The sequence below is a fragment of the Paenibacillus sp. MZ03-122A genome, assembly GCF_024213325.1.
In the GTDB taxonomy this organism is placed as follows: domain Bacteria; phylum Bacillota; class Bacilli; order Paenibacillales; family Paenibacillaceae; genus Paenibacillus; species Paenibacillus polymyxa_B.
In genome coordinates this window covers 55,763-81,635 of record NZ_JANAVI010000012.1, presented here as the reverse complement: position 1 = coordinate 81,635, position 25,873 = coordinate 55,763, and the positions used below count along the sequence as shown (strand labels likewise).

The 25,873-nt window shown below is 47.5% G+C and carries 2 protein-coding genes; both read right to left on the bottom strand.

Translation table 11 applies throughout. The annotated features are described in order from the left end of the window. Positions 1 to 140 precede the first annotated feature (140 nt). On the bottom strand, positions 141 to 21,218 hold the full coding sequence (locus NLX74_RS20785; RefSeq protein WP_254329852.1) for a non-ribosomal peptide synthase/polyketide synthase: 21,078 nt from the start codon (positions 21,216 to 21,218) through the stop codon (positions 141 to 143). 14 nt (positions 21,219 to 21,232) lie between these two features. Next, positions 21,233 to 25,858 carry a non-ribosomal peptide synthetase gene (locus tag NLX74_RS20780; RefSeq protein ID WP_254329851.1) on the bottom strand — a complete coding sequence of 1,542 codons (4,626 nt, stop codon included), beginning with the start codon at positions 25,856 to 25,858 and terminating at the stop codon, positions 21,233 to 21,235. Between the last annotated feature and the right edge of the window lie 15 nt (positions 25,859 to 25,873).

The window sequence follows — 25,873 nt, the reverse complement described above, 5'->3', positions numbered from 1 at the left end:
CAAAAGCCGTAAATCTCCGGGGTTATTGGAGACTTGCGGCTTTTGTGGTTTGTTTAGATTGCCCCAAAGCCATTTGAAAGCTTTGGGGCAGTTTCCGTATTTTGAACTCGGAGCTTGTTTTTAATGCCTAAAGTGAAAAATCAGGTGGACATTATTCCACTTCCGTCTGTTACTAGTAAGTTCGCTAGCTCTGTTTCCAACATTGCTTTAACGATTTCTGGATTTTCTTCAAAAGGAAGTTCCAGTGAGATTTGCAATACATTCTCCATATGCTGAACAGTAAAGAAAATGATTGAATCCCGATAGATGTCCCTCTCTTCTGGCTCGATATTTTTAAACAGCTGATATTTATCCGACGCTTCGCCAAGGTAATTGAAGACAATAGGTAGCTTATTCAGGCTATGCTTCAGATACCGGTTAGACTGCGGATACAACGAAGCCATTTCATCATTGTATATGAGATTTAGAAAATTCAGATTACGCGCTACGGCCAACTGCATACTGTTTCTGATCTCATGCCCATGTTCATCCGCATCTGTAAGCAGTACAGGGATTTGGTCTATAAATTCACCTATAATATCAAAATACTGCTTCTCCTCATATGCACGGCCATAATTGGTGAGAAGAATAGGAATCTCGTCCACTTGCAAATATCTGCGGAAAAAGCGGTTAGCTAGTCGTATAGCCAAGTCCCACATGTCTCCGATTGCGTCAGAATCATTCCAATCTGCAAGTTCTACTGTCACATCTGTGCCCGTTGTAAGGCTGCGCTCTTCAATTGCGAGGACTACAGCGTCCGAAGCAGCAGCAAATGCGGACAAGCGAAATTTGTCGACAATCTCTTGATCGCCCATGTCCTGAGGTCCTTTGCGAACCTGACTCACATAATCACGGTAGCTTCCTGCTAGTTGCTCTTTTACATTGCTCATGTCATCATATGCACGGTAGAACTCACTCTTAACGACCTCTCCGCTCATGCCATCATAGATGAGATGTGAACAAGGGAGCAGCAGCAAATGATCCCGTAAATTAAGGCGAACAAGCGCAATGCGATATAACAAGTTTCCGGTTGTTTCATAAGGGTTCATAAAGAATGCAGGCAGTATATGTGAGAGTATACGATTTTGCATCTCTGCACCGTAGTTCGATAAATCTATCATTGGAATATCCATGCGCTCCTTCATGGACAACATTTCCCATTCCCATCCGACATCTGTTTGGACCAACACACTTCTAAAGAGTTCATGACGCTCTATCAGGCGTTGCATGATTGCAGATAACCGTTCTACATCCAGCAGGTAACTATCAAAAGGAATGACACCTCCTGAGGATTGCGGATGCTCCAAATGATAATGTTGAGCGGGAGCAAGCGCATATCGTTGTAAAGGCTCCCCTGCCAGCATCGTGCTGTTCCATTGGTCATTCATCCGCAGCAGATGTTCCAGCCATTCCTCAGCATGCCGCTTCACAGCTTCATCGTCTACCATCGTATCTGTGTATAACTTTTCACAGTCAGGTGCTTGAGCAGCCGCTTCAAAAGGAAGCAAATGATGTGGATGAAGGTCAGGATGAAGGCGTGACAAAATGACTTCCTTCAGCGCCTCTGCTTGTATAGAATCGAAAGGATCTATGTGCAAAGTTAATTGATCTCGCCCTTCAACAGCTGTTGATTGGAAATGAGCATGTACGTTATAAGCCTTTTCGATGATGTCGATTGCCTCGGCAATATCACGTGTTAGCATACCCGACATCGAAGTGTCTGCTCGCATATACTCTGATATTTGGCGAATAGTCTGATATTGAAACACCTGATTAATCCCTATTTCAATGCCAATAGCCTGAGCCTGTGAAACCAATTGAATGGCTTTTAGGGAGTGTCCGCCTAAATCAAAATAGTTATCATCAATGCCAACAATACTGACACCCAGATTCTGCTTCCAAATATCTACCATGTGCCGTTCCATGCCGTTTCGCGGGGCTGCATATTCAACACCTGTTTGAATGTCTCCGTCCGGCGCAGGAAGCGATTTACGATCAATTTTTCCGTTAGTGGTCAACGGCATCTTCTCCAATTGAACAAAATAGCTAGGCAGCATGTACATCGGAAGATTCGGAACCAACGCTGCTTTAAGTTCCTGAATGGTCAGATCGCTATCAGCTACAAAATAAGCACATAAATCTTTTTGTCCTGATTCATTCTCACGAGCAATAACCACCGCTTTACGGATCGCAGGCAGGTTCATTAATTGCGCTTCTACTTCTCCAAGTTCAATTCGGTAACCCCGAATTTTTACCTGATGATCCATCCTGCCTAAATATTCAATATTTCCGTCTGCCATCCATCGCGCCAAATCTCCTGTGCGGTACATACGTTTTCCGGGTTGGAAGGGGTCTGCTATAAATTTCTCATCTGTCAGCTCAAGATTTCCCATATAACCTCGCCCTACTCCATCACCACCGATGTAGATCTCGCCTGCAATTCCTATCGGAACCAACTTCCGATTCATATCCATAATATATACGTGCTGGTTAGCCATTGGCTTGCCAATCGGCACCGTATGTGTCCAAGCTGTCATCGTTTCCCCGTCAATGTCGTATGCAGTTGTGTCTACGCAGCACTCGGTAGGACCATAAACATTAGTTATTTGCGGACGATATCCGGGCCGGGTGCTCAAAAATGTTTTAACGAGATGACTGGGCAGCGCCTCTGCTCCAAAAATAAAATGCTGTACATTCAGGTCTGCAACGGAGTCTTGCATTTCCGTCAGCATATGCATGTGTGCCGGTGTACCATCAGTAAAATCAATACGTTGGGATCTGAAATAGTCAGCCAAACGATGACCATTGGTGCTAATCTCTCTCGGCACCACGTGAAGCGCATGCCCGAGAAGCATGCATGGGAAAATTTGTTTCACTGATGCATCAAATACATACGGCGATAGCCATGCCATCCGCATTGGCGATTTGTATTTCTTATACACTTGTTGTCTAAATGCAGTTGTCATATTAACGACATTAGAGTGTTGAATCATCACTCCTTTGGGTTTACCCGTTGTGCCGGAGGTATACATCACATAAGCCAAATGGCCGGATTCACATACTTCGGCCAAATTGGAACCGTCTTCTGCGGATAGCCTATGACTATCAGGTGAAATGACTAGCACATCCGTCGGTACCTTCACGGCCATTTCCGGCTTTGCAATCAGAAGCTGGATATGGCTGTCTTGTAACATATAGAGTATACGTTCCTGCGGAAACTCAGGGTCGATAGGTACATATCCCCCACCAGCTTTTAAAATACCAAAAATCCCTACAATCATTTCGATAGAGCGCTCCATAATCATTCCGACCAATTGATCCGCCTGGACTCCTTCTGCTCTTAGCACGCGAGCCAGTTGGTTTGCACGCACATTTAATTCGTTATATGTGATCTGGCTATCTCCAAAAACTACAGCTACTTGATCTGGAGTCTTCTCTACCTGTTCTTCGAATAATTGATGAATGGTTTTTTCACTTGGGTATTTCACCGCGGTATTTCCCCAGACATCCAATATCATTTCGATTTCCTGTGGCGTAATGATCTCAATTTCAGAAAGCTTTGTCTGTGGTTCATCTACAACAGCTTTAATCAACTGGAGAAAGTGATCGGCCATTCGTTTAATCGTGCTTCTCTTGTACAGGCTATCGGCATATGTGAAGCTGAAAACCAAACCTTCAGAGCTTTCCATGGCCGTAAGTGTCAAATCGAATTTTGCCATATTCTGTTCGCCTGGGCACAGAGTAACCTGCAAGTCTTGGAATTCCGTCGTACCAGAGTCCATGTTATCTAGCTCAAAAAGAGTATCGAATAACGGATTCCGACTCAGGTCCCTCTGTACATTCAGCTTCTCCACCAGCAATTCAAACGGATAATCCTGATGCTCAAAGGCATCAAGCACCTGGTCCTTTACTTCCTGAACATATTCGTAAAATGACTTGTCCCCTTCAGGAAAGCTCCGCAATGCAAGCGTGTTGACAAACATGCCGACGACAGGCTGCAAATCGTGATGCTGTCTACCTGCAATAGGTGTTCCAACAACGATATCCTCCTGACCGCTGTACTTGAACAATAGGGTCTTGTAGGCTGCAAGTAATACCATAAATAAGGTAGCTCCCGCCTGCAAACTGATTTGTTTCAAACCGTCCACTTCCTCAGGTGAAATGGCAAAGGAAACGGTGCTGCCCGAAGTGCTACGTGTTGCAGGTCTTTCAAAGTCGACAGGGATACCCAAAAGCGGAATGTCGCCGTTCATTTGCTTGAGCCAGTATCCTTCTTGTTTTTCCATCCATGAGCTACCAATATCCCCCTGCTGCCATACCGCATAATCCTTGTATTGAATTCGCAAGGCGGGCAACGTTTTTTCTTCATACAGTGCGGGCAGCTCGTTCAGCAATATACTCATGGATACACCATCTGAAATCACATGATGCATGTCAAACATAAACCAATGACGCTGTGGAGATTCTTGCAACAGAGCAGCTCGAAGTAACGGTGCCTTCCCAAGATCAAAAGGTCTGATAAATTGTCTCATCATTGCTCTTGCTTCGTTCTCTCCGTGTCCCTGCATAACCTCCAAAGTAAAATCAACATGGTCGTGAATCCGTTGTACCAGTTTATCATCTACGAATTCAAAAGAGGTTCGCAAAGTATCATGACGCTGAATTAATTGCTTAAGCGCTCTTTCTAATCTTAAAAAATTCAGTTCCCCTTCCATCAAAAGCATGGTAGACATATTGTAGTTATTCATGCTGCTCAAAACGTATAGTCTATTTTGAGTTATAGATGCCGGATAACTGTCTCTCAATTCGGCAACAGGAATCGCTGCAAATGGATTTGGTGACAATTCATGAACAGCCTGCGCCATTTGCTCAATTGTTGGAAAGTCAAATACATAACGCAACGGTAACTCGATATTCAGTTCTTTGTGAATTTTTGCGGCCAATGCAGTCGCACGAAGTGAATGTCCGCCAATGGCAAAGAAATTATGATGAATTCCAACGGACGGAATGTCGAGTACCTCTCTCCAGATTTGTGCTAACTTCGCCTCCATGGCTGTGCGCGGCGCTGCATATTCTGCAGTCAAATCAGTATGTTCCTCGAATGCCGACAGTGCCTTGCGATCAATTTTTCCGTTCGGTGTCAGCGGCATGTTCTGCAGTTGTATAAAATACGACGGTACCATATAGTTCGGCAATTTCTCATTCAGCAAATTCAACATCATACTGCCGCTGATTTCTTTTTCAGCTACGTAGTAAGCGGCCAAATGATAGTCTCCCTGCTGATCTGCACGAGCCATGACAATAGATTCTTTAACACCGTCCACCTTGATAATTTGCGCTTCAATCTCACCGAGCTCAATCCGATACCCGCGGATTTTGACCTGATGGTCAATCCTACCCAAATATTCAATGTTCCCATCTAGCAACCATCGTGCCAAGTCACCTGTACGGTACATTCGCTCATAGCCAACTTCCCCTGCTGCAAACAGATTGACTACGAATTTTTCTTTTGTCAGCTCTGGACGGTGCAGATAGCCGCGTGCCAGCCCCGGACCGGATACACACAGCTCACCAGGGACTCCTGCAGGTGAAAGATTTCCGTGTGTATCCACCATATACACGCGGTGATTAGATACTGGCCGTCCGATGGATATGATTCCACCTAACTCAGAATTTTCTTCCGATACCGGCCAAAGAGACGTTGCAACGGAATTTTCGGTAGGACCATACGCATTGTAATAAGCCACCCGGTCCTTCCATTTGGACACCAGTTCTGCGGTAGAGGCCGATCCTGCTGTAAGCAGAACACGCAAATCAGGCATGCGATCAGGGTTCAGGTATACAGCATAGTTTGGCGGCAGCGTTGCAATTGTAATTCTGCAGGAAGCCATGTATTGCTCGAAACGTTCATAATTCAAAATAGTCTCGGAGGAAGGTATATACAATGTCGCTCCGCATAGTAAAGACTGGATTATTTCCGAGCATGACGTATCAAACGAATAACTGGCAAACATGACAACCCGATCGGACAAGCCAATACTCAATTTTTGCTCGAAGTAGGTTTTAAGATTACTAAGACCGTGATGCTCAAGCATTACTCCCTTAGGCTGACCCGTCGTCCCGGACGTATAGATGACATATGCTAGATCGTTTGGACCCGATACAGCCTCCAGATTCGAACCGTTCTGATGATATACGGACAGCATTTCTCCGCGCACATCCGCTTTTCTTGTATCGGAAGCGACTCCGTCTTGTTCACCGTCAAGCACCAGCACCTTGCCTCCAAACAGCACCTTCTCCGTCAAGTGCTGTTGCGTTAACAACAGTTCCGTACCTGAGTCGTCCAGCATGTAGCGGATGCGTTCCTCCGGATAGGTTGGGTCTATCGGGATATATGCTCCCCCCGCCTTCAAAATTCCCAATATGCCCACAATCATTTCTACGGAACGCTCTGTCATCAGACTAACCAGACTATCGGCTTTCACACCATAGCTGCGTAAAGTACGGGCCAGACGGTTTGCGCGCTCGTTCAATTCATGGTAGGTCAATTGTTGACCTTCAAAATATACCGCTGTCTGATCCGAAGTCTGCAAAACCTGTTCCTCGAACAGTTCGTGAATTGTTTGTTCACGCGAATACTCTGCCGTGGTATTTCCCCACACCTGGATGATGTGCTCCCGCTCCTGCTTAGTCAACAGATCCATTGTCTCAATTAAACTATCTGGATTCGCTATAATTTGATCCAGCAACTGCAGTAGATGTCCTTGAATCTGCGACACACTCTGATGATCATATACCTGGGCATTATAGGTAAAATCAATCCGTAGCGTATCTCCCTGAAATACTATGATGCTTAAATCGTAGCTTTCTTGCTCAGTATTGGCCTCTTCCAAAGTAGTCTCAAACACCATTCTATGTCCAAAAAGTGCCAGTTGTTGCACTTTCGTTGTAACCATTTCAGACATTGGTAAATGTTCATATACCGCAGATTCATCGGTTTGCTGCTGCACTTTTCTCATCAACCCGATAAAGTTCGCTCCTGCTTCGGTTCGAATGCGAACTGGTAAGGTGTGGTTACCCAGTCCAATTGAATGCCTCAATTCCAATATATCTGTCAAAGGACTTGATATGGAGCAAGCGAACACCACATCATCTGTACCGTTATACTTTTGCAATAAAATTCCCCAGGCTGTCTGCAGCAGCGTATTTATCGTCACCTGCTCATTCAGTGCAATTCGCTGCAGTGCCACCGTTCGTTCAACATCCAAATTAATCTCCAGATGCTCTGTCTGATATGGACTGCGCTCCATCAGATTGGCATATGGCAATTGAGGTGCTTCTTCATAGCCTTCGAGCAGAGTACTCCAGTAGCGAGAAGTCTTTAGGGTGTCCCTATGTTTTTTTAGAATCCCTTTGTCTTCTTCCGAAATCAGCGTCAATTCGCCCAGCTTAGCATTGGGATCGGCTACAACGGTTTTGACCAACTGTACAAAATGCCTTGCCATGCTTTCTACCGTTTCCCGTTTAAACAAAGATGTAGCGTACAGAAATTGGAGCTGGATAGATGCTTCCTCCTCACTGACTTCAAGCGTCAGGTCGAATTTCGCAGAAACCTGCTCTATCCCAAAAGAGCGGAAGAACAACTTTTCCAACTTCACTTCCTTTTTCTCCACATTCTGCAATACAAACATCGTGTCGAACAACGGATTACGGCTCATATCTCGTTTCAGGTCGAGCTTTTCCACCAGCTCCTCAAACGGATAATCCTGATGCGCATATGCTTGCAGTGCACACGTCTTGGCGTCCTCAATGCAGTTATAAAACGTCTGTTCAGCGTGAGGATGATTACGTAATGCGAGCGTGCCGACAAACATACCGAGCATAGGCTCCAGGTCAGCATGTGGTCTACCTGCAATCGGAGTACCCACAATGATGTCTTCCTGCCCTGTGTAATAATGCAGCAATGCTGTGTATGCAGCCATAAGTACCATGTACAGCGTAGAATCCGTATGCACCGCCAGTTCTTTTAAACACTGAGTCAATTCCTGTCCCATTTCAAATTCAACAGCGTCACCTTCCGTACATCGTGTTACCGGACGCTCAAAATCAGTTGGCAAATCCAGTTGAGGCAAATCACCACTAAATCTATTCAGCCAGTACTCTCCCTGACTCTTTATTCGCTCCTGCTGAGTTTTGCTATGCTGCCACACAGCATAGTCCGTATATTGAATACGCAGCGGAGATAATACTTCACCTCTATATAAGCGGGCAAAATCACCAGCTAATATTTCAATGGATACTCCGTCTGAAACGATGTGGTGCATATCAAGCATCAATAAGTGCTGCGGCTCCTGTCCTTCCTCGTCCAATCCCAATTTAACCAGCTTTACACGTAGCAACGGAGCGATCCTCAAGTCAAATGGGCGTACAAAGGAACGGGCATGTTCTTCTGCTAAATTTTCAAGCATAAGTTCATTGGATTCTGTCCGCAGTTCTGATATTGTGGCATATTCCAACTCAAATTGAATCGTATCGTGCACTCGCTGCATAGGCACGCCATTTACCAGTTCAAAGCTTGTCCGGAGGGCCGTATGACGTGAAATTAATTGACGGAATACCTCTTCCACCTGGTTCACATCTATCGGACCGATTACTCTCAGTGCTGATGTGGTGTTATAGCTTATCCCTTCCGGATCCAGCTGGTGAAGCACATACATCCGTGTCTGTGCGAAAGAAAGCGGGTAAGTGTCGCGTTTTTCCGCCACCGGAATGGATGCATATGTGATTTGATCCTGTTCTTCAAGCAAGACCGCCAATTGCTCGATCGTTGGTGCATCAAATATGTTTTGCAAATCCATCGGTTTGTTTAAATCTTTGCGAACTCTAGAAGTCAGTGTCGTCGCCCGTAGCGAATGACCACCAATTTCAAAGAAATTTTCGTTGATGCCTACTTGCGGTAGACCCAGCACATCCTGCCAGATGTCTGCCAATTTTATTTCCATCCACGTTCGCGGTGCAACATGGTCGGCCAAACGAACTTCTGGTATCGGCAGCGCCTTACGGTCAATTTTACCGTTTGGTGTAAGAGGTACGTTCTGCAACTGAATGAAATGTGAAGGGACCATATAATTCGGGAGTTCTTCATTTAACATCTTGCGAAGCTCGCTCCCCGTCACTTCCCGTTCCGCCACATAATAGGCAACGAGTTCGTGTTGGTTTTGGCTATTCGCATGTGCCAGTACGATGACCTCTTGCATGCGACCTGCCTTCAGCATAGCCGCCTCAACTTCGCCCAGTTCAATCCGGTAACCGCGAATTTTGACCTGATGGTCAATCCGACCCAGATACTCAATGTTGCCATCAGGCATCCATCTTGCCAGGTCGCCTGTCCGATACATGCGTTCATAGCCCACTTCCCCGCCAGCAAACGGATTGGTTACAAATTGTTCAGCCGTTAATTCCGGACGGTGCAGGTAACCGCGCGCCAGTCCTGGGCCGGATACGCACAGTTCACCGGGGATTCCGGACGGTGAAAGCTGTCCATGTGCATCGACCATGTACACGCGGTGATTCGGTACAGGACGTCCGATTGAAATGGCCCCCTCTGCTTCGGGACCTCCCGGTACAGGCCAGACAGACGTTGCTATGGAATTTTCTGTTGGGCCGTAGGCGTTAACATAGGTCACACCGTCTCTCCATTTGCTGACCAGCTCAGTGCTGGTCGCCGATCCGGCCGTGAACAGGATGCGTAGTTCCGGCATTCGTTCTGGGCTCAAGTATATGGCATAGGTTGGGGGCAGCGTTGCAATTGTAATGTGATAATCCGCCATATACTGCTCAAACTTGTCATAGCTGAGAATAGTTTCTGATGTCGGGATACACAAAGTGGCCCCGTTGAAGAGCGCCTGAAGCATTTCCCAGCATGCCGCATCAAAGGAAAAACTGGCGAACGATACAACACGGTCGGAACTGCTGATCCACAATGTCTCCCTGAAATACGTATGCAGATTGCAGAGTCCACGATGCTCGAGCATGACTCCCTTAGGCTGGCCTGTCGTTCCAGACGTATAGATTACATATGCTAGGTTATGAGGACCGGATGTGGCTTCCAAATTCGAACCATCCCTGTGATATGCGGATATAGCTTTTCCATTTGCCTCAGCCATACTTGCATCCGCACTGCCTTCACCCAATTCTGCATCCAACAGCAGGACCTTGCCCCTAAATTCCACTTTTTCAACCAAATGCTGCTGCGTTAACAGCAGTTCCGTACCTGAATCGTCCAGCATATAACGGATGCGGTTCTCCGGATAAGTCGGATCGATCGGAATGTAGGCGCCCCCTACCTTCAAAATACCCAATATGCCGACAATCATGTCAATCGATCGCTCTGTCATCAGGCCGACTAGGCCGTCTGCTATCACACCGTTACTGTGTAAAGTTCGCGCCAGACGGTTCGCTCGCTCATTTAATTCACGGTAGGTCACTTGTGCTCCTTCAAAATATACCGCTACCTGCTCCGGTGTCTGCTTGACCTGCTCCTCAAACAACCCGTGAATCGTCTGCTCACGTGGATATGCTGCTATCGTGTCACACCAAGCACCCAGCAGTTGCTCGCGTTCCTGAGGCGTTAATATATCCAGCTCGCAAATCCGACCAGCTGGATTGATCTTGATTTGCTCCAGCAGTTGCAGCAAATGCCCCCGGATCTGTTCTACCCTTTCATAGTCATATACCTGGGCGTTGTAACCAAAATGAACTCGCAGCGTCTCTCCCGGTAACACCACGATATTAAAATCATAATTCGTCTGCTCAACCGCTCCTGCTCCGGTTATTTTAAAATCAGCTTCCTCTCTTTCACCTAATTGCTCAATTTGTTCATCCACCGGATAGTTCTCAAATACCATAATATGATTAATCAGTTCCACTTTTTGCTCTGCCTGTGCCTGAATCTCATAGAGTGGGAACGTTTCGTATGTTCCCGAAGCAAGCGCCTGTCGCTGAGTTTGCTTCATCAGCTCTGTAAATGCAGTTGCTTGTCCGCCTTGAATACGGACGGGGACCGTGTTAATGAATAGTCCAATCATCTGCTCTACTCCGGCAATGTCCGCTGGACGTCCCGATACCACGCTCCCGAAAACGACATCCTCTGTGCGATTATACTTTTGCAACAAAACGCCCCAGGCCGTTTGCATCAGCGTATTTATCGTTACCTGTTCTTGCTTTGCCAATTGCAGTAGGGCCGTTGTCAGGTCTATACCCAAATCAAACTCCAGATAATCGGTCTCATATCCCTGGGTCTTCCCTGTTTTGGCCTGCGGCAAGACCGCCGTCTCCTCATATCCCCGCAGGTAATCGTTCCAATACTCCGCTGCTTCCTGACGGTTCTGCCCCTCCAGCCATTCGATGTATCGGCTATATGGTGTTACCACAGGCAATTGCGGTGGCTTCCCTTCTGTAAGGGCGGTATATCCTCCAAAGACTTCGTTGGTAACCAGCGACAAACACCAGCCATCCATTATGATGTGGTGGAAGCTCCATACAAAATGGTATGAATCATCTGATGTACGCAAGATAGATACCCGCATCAGTGCATCCTTTGCCAGATCAAAGCCCCTCTGTTGATCTCGACGCGTGAACTCCTCGATGTACTGCTCTTGCGCCGACTTCTCCTTCTCACGTATATCCTCTACGTACAGTTCTCCGCGTTTATTCCGGTACACCACTTGCAACGGCTCGTCCTGCAAATCGCTCCGGAAGTTGGTCCGCAGTGCTGAATGACGCTGTACCAACAAGTCCAGACTGGCAGAGAATGCAGCGAGATCCAGCGTTCCCTTCAGTTCAAAGGTAGACTGCTCTACATAGGCGCTCGACTGGGAATCCAGCATGTTGTGGAACAGCATTCCTTTTTGCATCGGCGTCATGGGGTATATATTCTCAAGCTCTCCGTCAGGCTGAATCTGCTCCACCATCCGGTCCAGTTCTTCAAGGCTTAAGTCCGAAAGCAGCACATCACTCGGCGTCAATTCAGAACGCTCCCGAGATGCACAATGCTGAATCACTTCCAGCACGTTCTGCTTGAATTGCTCTGCTAGTTGCTCAGCAGTATTTTGTTGGAGTGCCTTATTGTTGTATTGAATACTTAGTTCCAGCATGCCATCTGTAACGAGTCCTCCCACGTCCATAACACAGGACATTTGGGTCAGTTCATGAGTATTAGCTCCGCTGGAATATGGAGAAAAATGCATGCCGCTATGCTGCAGTGTCTGGTCAAATTCGCCCAAATAATTAAAGCTGATTTGTGGCTCGGCGTATATTGCCCCGGACGGTCCGTTCTGGCTAAGATATCTCCAAATGCCGTACCCAATCCCTTTATGTGGAATGCTGCGAAGCATCTCCTTCATCCGTTTGATGTGCTCGGAGATGTCATCTTCCCGGTTAATCCGCAGCAGTACCGGATATTGACTCGTAAACCAGCCAATCGTCCGTGATATATCCGTATCCTTCATGATTTCTTCCCGGCCATGGCCTTCGAGAAGAATCGCAACCTTTTCACTGCCAGTCCAAGCGCTTAACGTCTTGCCGAGTGCCGTCAACAACAGATCATTCACTTCTGTGTTGTACGCGCGGTGGGCTTGCTTCAGTAGTTGATCAGTCTCTTCCTTCGTAAGCCTCACATTTACGATACCCATGTCTTGCTGCATAAACCTATCGCTATGCTCTTGGGACACTGGAAGTTGGGGCGACTCAGATGCCGCCAGTTCATTCACTTGCTCCCAGTATGCGTGCTCACTTTCCATCTCAGGACTATCGGCATATGCTGACAACCGCTCCGACCAGACCCGGAAGGAGTCTGTTTTGGCCGGGAGCTGTATGGCTTCTCCACGCACAACCTGCTCATAGGCATTCGACAAATCCTCCAACAGTATCCGCCACGATACGCCGTCTACCACCATATGATGAATAGCCAGTAGCAGATGGTCCCCATCAGCGCAGTGGAACAGGCCCGCTTTCAGCAGAGGTCCTTCATCCAGTCGGATGCTACTCTGAATAGTACTGGCCCGGGCTTCTATAGCTTGACCCAATACGGGACCGATCGGCACGGCTTTGAAATCGGCCACTTCCAGATCATACAGCTTCTCTTCCTTAACTCTGCGGTTCCACGCTTCCCAACCTTGCTCCGTCTTGCGGAACACCATCCGCAACGCATCATGATGCACCGCCAACTGCGTCAATGCCTGACGTAGCGACTCTTCCTCGAATCCCTGCTCCCGATGAAGCATAACCGCCTGATTAAAGTGGTCCGGCACAGGCTGTCCTTGCTCCACAAACCACTGCTGAATCGGCGTCAGTAGCACGGCTCCGTCGATCTCTTCCTGATCAGCTAATTGGGCATCCGACACACGCAGGTGTGTAGCTAGCTCCGCAACCTCAGGGTACTTAAACAAGTCTTTGATATCCAGCTTGTATCCTGCATGCAGCAGGCGTGAGGATACCTGAATCGCCTTGATCGAGTCCCCGCCCCGATCAAAAAATTGATCAGTCAAGCCGACAGGACCGCCGCCCAGTACAGCCTCCCATACACTGGCCAGAGCCTGCTCCGCTGCTGTCCGCGGAGCCCTATATTCCTGCGTGGAACGGGAAATCTGTTCCGGTGCTGGCAATGCCTTACGGTCGATTTTGCCGTTGGGTGTGAGCGGCATTTGCTCCATCTGAACAAAGTGCGAGGGAACCATATAATTCGGGAGTTCTTCACTCAGCTGCTTGCGAAGTTCGCTCCCCGTCACTTCGCGTTCCGCCACGTAGTAGGCAACCAGTTCGTGTTGGTTTTGGCTGTTTGCATGTGCCAGTACGATGACCTCTTGCATGCGATCTGCCTTCAGCATAGCCGCCTCAACTTCGCCCAGTTCAATCCGGTAACCGCGAATTTTGACCTGCTGATCGATCCGGCCCAGATACTCAATGTTGCCGTTCGGCATCCATCTTGCCAGGTCGCCTGTCCGATACATGCGTTCATAGCCCGCTTCCCCATCTACAAACGGATTAGCCACAAATTGCTCAGCCGTTAATTCTGGGCGGTGCAAGTAACCGCGTGCCAATCCTGGACCGGATACACACAGTTCACCGGGGATTCCTGCTGGTGCAAGCTGCCCATGTGCATCGACCATATACACGCGGTGATTCGGTACAGGGCGTCCGATTGAAATAGACACTCCTGCTTCGGGACCTTCCGGTGCAAGCCAAATAGATGTTGTTATGGAATTTTCCGTTGGACCGTAGGCATTGTAGTATGTCACATGATCCTTCCATTTGGATAACAATTCTGGTGAGGCAGCCGAGCCGCCTGTAAACAGGATGCGCAGATCCGGCATTCGTTCCGGATTCAAGTATACAGCATAGGTCGGCGGCAATATCGTAATTGTAATTCGATGATCCGCCATATACTGCTCAAACTTGTCATAGCTGAGAATGGTTTCTGATGTCGGGATGCATAAAGTGGCCCCGTTGAAGAGCGCCTGAAGCATTTCCCAGATCGAAGCATCAAAGGAATAACTGGCAAACGATACGACACGATCCGAGCCGCTGATCCGCAACGTCTCCCTGAAGTACGTATGCAGATTGCAGAGTCCACGATGCTCAAGCATGACTCCCTTAGGCTGACCTGTGGTTCCGGACGTATAAATCACATACGCTAGGTTATGAGGACCGGATATAGCGTCCAAATTCGTACCATCCCTGTGATATACGGACACGGGTTCTCCTTTTGCTTTAGCCGTACTTGCATCCACAGTGGCTTCGTCCATTTCTGCATCCAGCAGCAGGACCTTGCCCCTAAATTCCACTTTTTCAACCAAATGCTGCTGCGTTAACAGCAGTTCCGTACCTGAATCGTCCAGCATATAACGGATGCGGTTCTCCGGATAAGTCGGATCGATCGGAATGTAGGCGCCCCCTGCCTTCAAAATACCTAAGATGCCGACAATCATGTCAATCGATCGCTCTGTCATCAGGCCGACTAGGCCGTCTGCTATCACACCGTTACTGTGTAAAGTTCGCGCCAGACGGTTCGCTCGCTCATTTAATTCACGGTAGGTCACTTGTACTCCTTCAAAATATACCGCTACCTGCTCTGGTGTCTGCTTGACCTGCTCCTCAAACAACCCGTGAATCGTCTGCTCACGTGGATATGCTGCTATCGTGTCACACCAAGCACCCAGCATTTGCTCGCGTTCCTGAGGGGTTAATATACCCAGCTCGCAAATCCGACCAGCTGGATTGATCTTGATTTGCTCCAGCAGTTGCAGCAAATGCCCCCGGATCTGTTCTACCCTTTCATAGTCATATACCTGGGCGTTGTAACCAAAATGAACTCGCAGCGTCTCTCCCGGTAACACCACGATATTAAAATCATAATTCGTCTGCTCAACCGCTCCTGCTCCGGTTATTTTAAAATCAGCTTCCTCTCTTTCACCTAATTGCTCAATTTGTTCATCTACCGGATAGTTCTCAAATACCATAATATGATTAATCAGTTCCACTTTCTGCTCTGCCTGTGCCTGAATCTCATAGAGCGGGAACGTTTCGTATGTTCCCGAAGCAAGCGCCTGTCGCTGAGTCTGCTTCATCAGCTCTGTAAATGCAGTTGCTTGTCCGCCTTGAATACGGACGGGGACCGTGTTAATGAATAGTCCAATCATCTGCTCTACTCCGGCAATGTCCGCTGGACGTCCCGATACCACGCTCCCGAAAACGACATCCTCTGTGCGATTATACTTTTGCAACAAAACGCCCCAGGCCGTTTGCATCAGCGTATTTATCGTTACCTGTTCTTGCTTTGCCAGTTGCAGCAGGGCCGTTGTCAGGTCTATACCCAAATCAAATTCCAGATATTCGGCCTCATATTCCTTGGACTTCCCTGTTTTGGCCTGCGGCAAGACCGCCGTCTCCTCATAGCCCCGCAGGTAACCGCTCCAATACTCCGCTGCTTCCTGACGGTTCTGCTCTTCCAGCCATTCGATGTATCGGCTGTATGGTGTCACCACAGGTAATTGCGGTGCCTTCCCTTCTGTAAGGGCGGTATATCCTCCAAAGACCTCATTGGTAACCAGCGACAAACACCAGCCATCCATTATGATATGGTGGAAGCTCCATACAAAATGGTATGCATCGTCTGATGTACGTAAGATGGATACCCGCATTAGTGTATCCTTTGCCAGATCAAACCCCTTCTGCTGATCCCGACGCGCGAATTCCTCGATATATTGCTCTTGCGCCACCTTCTCCTTCTCACGTATGTCCTCTACGTACAGTTCTCCGCGTTTATTCCGGTACACCACTTGCAAGGGCTCGTCCTGCAAATCGCTCCGGAAGTTGGTCCGCAGTGCTGAATGGCGCTGTACCAACAAATCCAGACTGGCGGCGAATGCCACGAGATCCAGCTTTCCCTTCAATTCAAAGGTGGACTGCTCCACATACGCGTTCGATTGGGAATCCAGCATGTTGTAGAACAGCATTCCTTTTTGCATCGGCGTCATGGGGTATATATTCTCAAGCTCTCCATCAGGCTGAATCTGCTCCACCATCTGGTCCAATGCTTCCAGGCTTAGCCCCGGAAGCAGCACATCACTCGGCGTCAATTCAGAACGCTCCCGTGATATACAGTGGCGGATCACTTCCAGCACATTCTGCTTGAGTTCCCTGGCTAGTTTCATTACATTATCTTCCTGTAATACTTTTGTGTTATAACGAATATCCAACTCAAGCATTCCATCCGTTACAATGCCCCCCACATCCAGGGAACACGGCATTCTGGTCTGTTCGTTAACATCTGCTCCACTGGAGTACGGTGACATGCGCGTTTCGCTGTGCCGCAGCGTCTGATCAAATTCACCCAAATAATTAAAGCTGATCTGTGGCTCGGCGTATGTTGCCCCGGACGGTCCGTTCTGGCTGAGATATCTCCAGATGCCGTATCCAATCCCTTTATGCGGGATGCCGCGTAGCATCTCCTTCATCCGTTTGATGTTCCCGGAGATATGATCTTCCCCGTTAATCCGCAGCAGTATCGGGTACTGGCTCGTGAACCAGCCAACCGTTCGTGATATATCCGTATCCTTCATGATATCTTCCCGGCCATGGCCTTCCAGAAGAATTGCAACCTGATCACTGCCAGTCCAAGTGCTTAACGTCATGCCGAGCGCCGTCAGCAACAGATCGTTCACTTCTGTGTTGTACGCGCGATGAGCCTGCTTTAGCAGTTGATCAGTCTCTTCTTTCGTGAATTTCAAGCTCAAAGTAGCTGTGTTATTTATGGTCAATGTTTTTCTAGAATCCAACAATTCTGTAAGTCTTAAAGACTCGGATGCTGCCAATTTATTCACTTGCTCCCAGTATGCGTGCTCACTTTCCATCTCAGGACTGTCAGCATAGGCTGATAACCGCTCCGACCAGACCCGGAAAGAGTCTGTTTTGGCCGGGAGCTGTATGGCTTCTCCACGTACAGCCTGCTCATAGGCATTCGACAAATCCTCCAACAGTATCCGCCACGATACGCCGTCTACCACCATATGATGAATAACCAGTAGCAGATGGTCCCCATCAGCGCAGTGGAACAGGCCCGCTTTCAGCAAAGGCCCCTCATTCAGTCGGATGCTACTCTGAATAGTGCTCGCACGGGCTTCTATAGCTTGACCCAATACGGGACCGATCGGCACGTCTTTGAAATCGGCCACTTCCAGATCATACAGCTTCCCTTCCTTCACTCTGCGGTTCCACGCTTCCCAGCCTTGCTCCGCCTTACGGAACACCATCCGTAACGCATCATGGTGCACCGCCAACTGCGTCAATGCCTGACGTAGCAGCTCTTCCTCGAATCCCTGCTCCCGATGAAGCATAACCGCCTGATTAAAGTGGTCCGGCATAGGCTGCCCTTGCTCCACAAACCACTGCTGAATCGGCGTCAGTAGAACGGCTCCCTCGATCTCTTCCTGATCAGCTAATTGGGTATCCGACACACGCAGATGCGTGGCTAGCTCAGCAACCTCAGGGTACTTAAACAGGTCTTTAATATCCAGCTTATACCCTGCCTGCAGCAGGCGTGAGGATACCTGAATCGCCTTGATCGAATCCCCGCCCCGATCAAAAAATTGATCTGTCAATCCGACAGGACCGCCGCCCAGTACAGCTTCCCACACATGGGCCAGCGCCTGCTCCTCTGCTGTCTGCGGAGCCCTATATTCCTGCGTGGAACGGGAAATCTGCTCCGGTGCCGGCAATGCCTTACGGTCGATTTTGCCGTTAGGTGTGAGCGGCATTTGCTCCATCTGAACAAAGTGCGAGGGAACCATATAATTTGGAAGCTCTTCACTCAGCTGCTTGCGAAGCTCGCCCCCCGTTACTTCCCGTTCCGCCACGTAGTAGGCAACCAGTTCGTGTTGGTTTTGGCTGTTTGCATGTGCCAGTACGATGACCTCTTGCATGCGATCTGCCTTCAGCATTGCCGCTTCAACTTCGCCCAGTTCAATCCGGTAACCGCGAATTTTGACCTGCTGATCGATCCGGCCCAGATACTCAATGTTGCCGTTCGGCATCCATCTTGCCAGGTCGCCTGTCCGATACATGCGTTCATAGCCCGCTTCCCCATCTGCAAACGGATTAGCCACAAATTGCTCAGCCGTTAATTCTGGGCGGTGCAAGTAACCGCGTGCCAATCCTGGACCGGATACACATAACTCTCCTGCTACTCCAGCAGGTAAAAGATGACCAAGAGCATCGATCATGTACACCCGGTGGTTGGGTACTGGACGTCCTATAGAAATGGTATCGATTGCTCCGGGGTGTTCCGACACCGGCCAAATGGACGTTGCTACCGAGTTTTCTGTCGGGCCATAGCCATTAAAATAGGCAACCTGATCCTTCCACTTGTTTACAAGCTCCATCGAGGAAGCGGAACCAGCGGTGAACAGAATACGCAGATCCGGCATTCGTTCTGGGTTTAGATACACGGCGTAGGTAGGAGGTAATGCCGCTACCGTAATTTCATGTTCCGCCATATACTGTTCAAACTGGTTGTAGTTCAGAATGATTTCCGAAGTAGGCACGTAAAGTGTCGCACCACAAAATAGCGCCTGAAATATTTCCCAGCATGCAGCATCAAATGCGTAGCTCGCAAACAGTAGGGCATGATCTGACGGACTTATCTGCAATGTTTCATCAAAATACGTTTTCAGGTTACACAATCCATGGTGCTCCAGCATTACACCTTTAGGCTGTCCTGTAGTACCTGAAGTATATATGACGTAAGCTAGATCGTTTGCTCCTGATACGGCCTCCAGATTTGATCCTTCCATGTGATATACAGTTGGATCTCCATCCAATACCAGAACTTTTCCTCCAAAGGCGGCTTCTTTGACCTTTTCCACAAGATGGGTTTGTGTTAAAAGCAGGTCTGCACCGGAATCGTCAAATATATAACGGATACGTTCCTCTGGATATGACGGATCGATGGGTACATATGCCCCTCCTGCTTTAAGAATAGCAAGAATGCCAACCACCATATCTATAGAACGATCAGTCATGAGTCCAACTAGCCGATCGGTTGTTGTGCCGTAACTACGCAGGGTACGAGCCAGTCGGTTAGCACGTTCATTCAGCTCAGCATAAGTCAGACTGGAGTTCTCACAGACAATTGCTGTTGCCTTCGGTGTCTTTTCTACTTGTTTTTCAAAACAAAGATGGATGGTATCACTAGAAGGATATGAGATCTGTACTCCGCTAAATTCGGATAAAACCTGACTTTTCTCTTCTGTTGTCAGAAATTCCAAAGCGGAAATCGGTAGATCCGGCTGTTGAACAATCTGCTCCAGTCCCTGTTTAAGATGAGCTGCAATTAGCTTAATCCAATTTTCATCGTAAACCAGCCGATTATAACTAAATGTAACTTCATACTGTGATCCAGGAACGACAATCACATTAAAATCATAGTTGGTCTGTACAATATCCTCTACGTCGGTAACCTGAAGCGTATCACGCCCTTTTTCCGCATGAATAAGCTCCTCTGAATAAGGATAGTTCTCAAAAACAACAATATGACGGACTAAATTTTGTTTCAAATCCGTGTGATTCTGAATATCTGCCAAGGAAGAATAAGAGTACTGAGTAGACTCGATGTTGGAGTTTTGCACAGATATCAGCAGATCTGAGAATCTCTGATCCGCATCACTGGTTATGCGTGTTGGTATTGTGTTAATGAATAATCCAACCATATTTTCAATTCCCGGAACTTCATCTGGTCTGCCGGATACTACGGACCCGAACACAACATCCCGGCTGTGGTTGTACATTTGAAGCAATAATCCCCATACCGTCTGAAATACAGTGCTGACTGTCGTGTGGTAGTGTTTAGCTATTCTCTCCATTCCTTGAGTCAGTTCTTTCCCCAGCTTGCATGTGTAACGTTCTGCTTCGAAGATTGGATTCAATGGACGGTTATAACCCGGCAAAATTGTTTCATTTTCAAGCCCATTTAAATATCCCCGCCAATAGGCTGTCGCTTCTTCCTTGTCCTGTTGCTCTAGCCACTGAATAAAACTGCTGTACGGATATACCGTATCCAATTGCGCAGGCACTCCAGACCGAAGGGAAGTATACATAGTAAAAAATTCCTGGGCTACCGTTCCCATGCACCAACCATCCATTATAATGTGATGAACACTCCAAACAAGCCTGGAAGACTCATCATCCCATTGAAACAGAGCAAGCCGAATCGGAACATCTTTTTCCAAGTCAAAACCCGCTTGGCGCTCTGCCTTTAAAAAGGCCGTAAAATGCTCCCTTTTCTCAGCTTCGGGAAAAGCACGGATATTTTCGAAATGAACAGGCAACGCATCACGTTCCTCCAAGACAATTTGAAGCGGACGTTCTGTTTCTTTATACATAAAAATGGTACGGAATATGTCATATCGATTCATGAGCTGCTGCAAGCTTTGCTGAACCAAATGAACATCTAGCACTTCATTAAAGGTAATAACGGTCTGCTCAAAGTAAGCTTCTGATTTTGCGTCGAGGATGGAATGAAACAACATTCCCTCCTGCATCGGGGATAGCGGATAGATATCTTTAATATTTACCTGTGCCAAATCATTCACCTTTCCTTTATCCATGCAGAATTTGAGTTTCAACTTGCTGATATCCTTTATTTCAACAGATTTCCCAGCTTATCCGATAATCGGCTTGATATTTGTTCAAATTGCCCCATAGACAATTGATTATATGTAAAATCCGTAGGGCTGCGCTCCGCCTGATCTTTAGTGCAACAATGATGGATAATATTCAATAGATGTTTTTTAAAGCCGATCGTTAATCGCTCTACCGTCGCTACACCATATTCAAGCCCGTTATATTCAAATTCAAACCGAAGGATTCCGTTCGTGATCATGCCGTTAATGTCAAATGTGTTCGTCTTTTCCGCACGCGGGCTTCTCTCATCATTGGCTAAGTCTGCTAATCGGGAAATACGCCAAGGCATGTCTGTCTTGTTTTCTTCGTCGAATTGTCCCAAATAATTGAAGCTGATTTCCAGGAATGGTGCAGCGACTAGAGAAGCGGCTTTAGTCTGGTCCTTGGTCAAATAACGTAAAATACCATAACCGACGCCCTTATTAGGCACCCGCCGCAGCTTATCTTTAACCATTTTGATCTGATAGGCCAAGTTCTCGGGTCTGTTGACCTCGATTACAAAGGGATACAGGGAGGTAAACCAGCCGACTGTACGAGAGATGTCCAAATCTTTAATGATCTCCTCCCTGCCGTGTCCCTCCAGCAAAATCGGGATTTCGTTGTAACCGCTCCATTCATAAAAAGCCAGGCCCAAGGCTGTAAGCAACAGATCATTCATTTCCGTATGATAGGCATGATGTACATGCTTCAATAGCTTTTCCGTCTCATCCCTGCTGAGTACCACCTCCGCTTGGCGTCGATCTTGCATCAGGCTAACCGCGATTTCATGATCTCTTGGCAACCGACGTATCCTGCGTGGATCTACATTGTTCCAGTAGCTGATTTCTTGGCGTACCTGTACACTTTCGGCGTAAGTGGTCAGTCCTGAAGCCCACTCTTTGTAAGCATCAGTCTTGGCGGGCAGATTCGGCATCTCACCGCGAGCTACCTGATCATAGGCGGTGCCCAAATCTTCCAGCAAAATTCTCCAAGACACACCGTCTACAATAAGATGGTGGATAACGATCATCAGATGATCTTCACCGGATAAATGGAATAAAGCCAAACGTATGAGAGGACCTCGTTGCAGATCCAAACTGCTTTGCAGCTCATCACCAATGTGTCGTATTTCTTCTTCAGGCTGGCTTGATTGTGTCAAATCATAGCTCGTTAATGTAAAGAACTCACCTTCGTTCACTCCCCTGTTATAGGCGGTGGTTCCCTTTTCCTCTTCCACAAAAATGATGCGTAATGCATCGTGATGAGCTACCAGCTTGTCCATAGCGTTTTTCAGCCATAATTCATTCCATCCTCTATCATTTTGCAGCATGACTGCCTGATTATAATGGTGACGATCTCTCCGATGATGCTGAAAAAAATCGAGTTGAATAGGTGTCAATTCTACCTCACCTTCTACAATCCCCTGGGGAATGATACGGGTGATTTTTTTTATAAACGGTGCTATCAAGTGAATTTCAGGGTAACGGAATAAGTCCTTTACTTCCATTTTCAGGCCTTTGGCATTTAAGCGGATTGCAATTTGCAATGCTTTAATCGAGTCCCCGCCAAGCTCGAAAAAGTTGTTGTGTAATCCAATTGGTTTAACGCCAATCACTTCTTCCCAGATCAAAGCGATTGTTTTTTCCAATTCATCCTGTGGTGCCTCATACACACTATCCAACAATGCTATTTCATCCGGTTCGGGCAGATTGGATCGGTCTATTTTCCCGTTATGGGTCAATGGCAACTGTTTCAATACAATGATTTGGGTTGGAACCATGTAGACTGGTAACTGCTGAGCCAGTTTATCTCGCAGCATGTCTTTCTCAGCTGCACCTGCAACATAGGCACATAAGTACTTTTGTCCCGCTTTGTCCAGTCGATCAACAACAACCGCCTGGCGTACTCCTTCCGTTTCGAGCAAAATAGATTCAATTTCTCCAGGCTCAATCCGGTATCCGCGAATTTTATATTGGTAGTCAGCTCGCCCGATAAAATCTATATTCCCATCTGGCTTCCAGCGTGCCAGGTCCCCCGTACGATACAAGCGTCCACCGGGCGAGAAAGGATCAGACATGAATTTCTCAGCCGAAAGCTCCGGTCTGTTCAGATATCCCCGTGCTACAGAAGCTCCACCAATACACAGCTCGCCCGTTACACCGACAGGGACCGGACGCATCCTGTCATCAACAATATATAGCTTATGATTCGGTAGAGCTCTGCCGATAGGGACAATACCGGACAGCGGCAATTTTTCCAGCTCGTCCTCATAAAAGCTAGATTCGATTGCGGCTTCGGTAACTCCATAGGTATTAATAATTCGCATCTTGCTACCAAAACGGGTCAACATCTTACGGTAATCTGCAACAGCCAAGCTATCTGCTCCAGTAGTAAGCAGCTTTAGGGAACTGATATTTGTACCGTGCTCATAGATGTAATTCAATAGCAGAGCTAAAAGCACAGGAGGCGTCTCAAACGTAGTAATCTCCTGCTGCTCCAACAGTGTAGCCAGGGCAGCTGGATCATTTCTCACGTTTTCAGGACAAATGACTAAGGTACCTCCATTGACAAATACCTTGGCCAAATCGCATGCAAACACATCAAACGACATGCTGGCAATTTGCAGTAGCTTAACTGGAAAATCTTTGAATCCTTGGCTGTGTCTGTAGCCGAGTGCAGTGTTAACATATTGTTGATGTTCAACCATAACGCCTTTTGGCTTACCTGTGGTACCCGATGTATAAATGACATACGCCAAAGAGCCAGGCTCATATGTGGAGATATACTGCTTGTCCAAATCCATCTCGGGCTGGAGTGGCAACGTAGCGAGATCGACTACCTCGCCCATAAAATCCATTGTTTTCAGCCAGCCCGTCAGGTGAGATTGCGTAAGCACAATCGTCGTTCCGCAGTCACGCAGCATATATTCAATACGTTCTTCTGGATACACGGGATCTACTGGTACATAGGCAGCTCCTGATTTCATAATTCCCAGCACCGCCACTATCATCTCAACAGACCTGTCAACCATGACAGCGACCAGACTCTCCCGTGTAATTCCACGCTTCTGCAAAAGATGGGCAAGAGCGTCTGCCCTATCATTAAGTTGTCTGTAAGTGAGCATCGTATCTTCATATATGACGGCCGCTCGTTCTGGTGTACGCTCCGTCTGCGCTTCGAATATCTCGTGAAAAGTAAGTGCAGGAAACTGGACAACGGGTCCGCTCCATATTTTCGTCAAAGTAGCCTCTTCTTCGGTTGTTAACAGCCGAACATCACGGAGACAAACATCTGGATTGCTGGCAATTTGGAGGAAGACATGCTTCAAATGATGGGCCAGATGCTTCATCGCTTCACTGCTATAGACCTTGCCGTTATAGGACAATATGAAACTCATTGCCTTCTTGTCTTCAACTTCAATATTAAAGTCATACGGTATTTCTTCGAATAACCGGGCGTCTTCAATAATGAATCCGAGTTTGTCTTGCCAGTCCCGTCTCCCGACCATGTTTTCCAGCGGATAGTTCTCGAATACAACGATATGATCGAGCAAGCGTTGCTTCAGTGCAGATTGCGACTGGATTTCAGCAAGTGAACAGTATCCGTTCATCCTTCCTTGGACAGAGGCTCTCTGGACATCGCGCAATAATTCAACAAAACTCTTTTCTTCATTTAATCTAATTCGTAATGGAATGGTATTAATGAACAATCCCACAATTCGCTCTACTTCATCCAATTCCGACGGGCGGCCAGATACCACCGTGCCAAAAACTACGTCCTTGCTTCCGTTGTAACGACCAAGTACAATTCCCCAGGCGGCCAGAAAAAGACTGCTAAGCGTGGTCCCATTGCATTCAGCAATCGTACGCAAAGTGCTGGTCTCTGTTTCCGTCAGCGTGGTTCTATATTCCTGCAGCAGATAGCCGCCTTTTTCAGGAGTTGTAGCTGGAGTTTTTAGCATCGGAAGTCCAGCCGTTTGTTCGTAACCTTGTAATTCAGAACGCCAGTAGTCCTTGGCCGCCTCCTGATCCTGTTCTTCAAGCCAGTCGGCATACCCGGTGTAAGGTCGTGGTTCAGGCAATTGAACGGAACGGCCTGTACGATAAGCTTCATAGGCCGTTAACAACTCGTCCATTATGATGCCAAGACACCAGCCGTCCATAATAATATGGTGAAAACTTAAAAGCAACGTATAAGCATCTTTATCCGTTTGAAGTACAGCCATCCGGATGAGCATATCCCTGCTCAAATCGTAATGGCTGTTACGGTCCACATCCATAAATCTACGAATAGCGTCGGCTTGCTCCTTTCCGGTCAGCTCTGTCATATTTTCGTAAGTAATCGCCGTGTTTCGCTTTTTAAAGACAATCAGCCGCGAACGAGAAGCGGATTTATGATAAATGTTCGAGCGCAGCGTTTCATGACGCTGAACCAGTAACTGAAAGCTTTTTTGTAGGGCATTCCAATCCAGATCTCCTCGAATAGAAATACGTAATTGCTCGTAATAAGCCTGTGATTCTGGTTCCATCAGTGCATGGACGAGCATTCCTTCCTGTAAGGGAGTCAAGTTGACCACTTTTTCAATTTCAAGTCCTTTGATCATGGATATCCTCCTCGT

Excerpts from the sequence above, each read along its gene's own strand:
- NLX74_RS20780 (WP_254329851.1), bottom strand. The coding sequence starts at position 25,858 with ATGATCAAAGGACTTGAAATTGAAAAAGTGGTCAACTTGACTCCCTTA.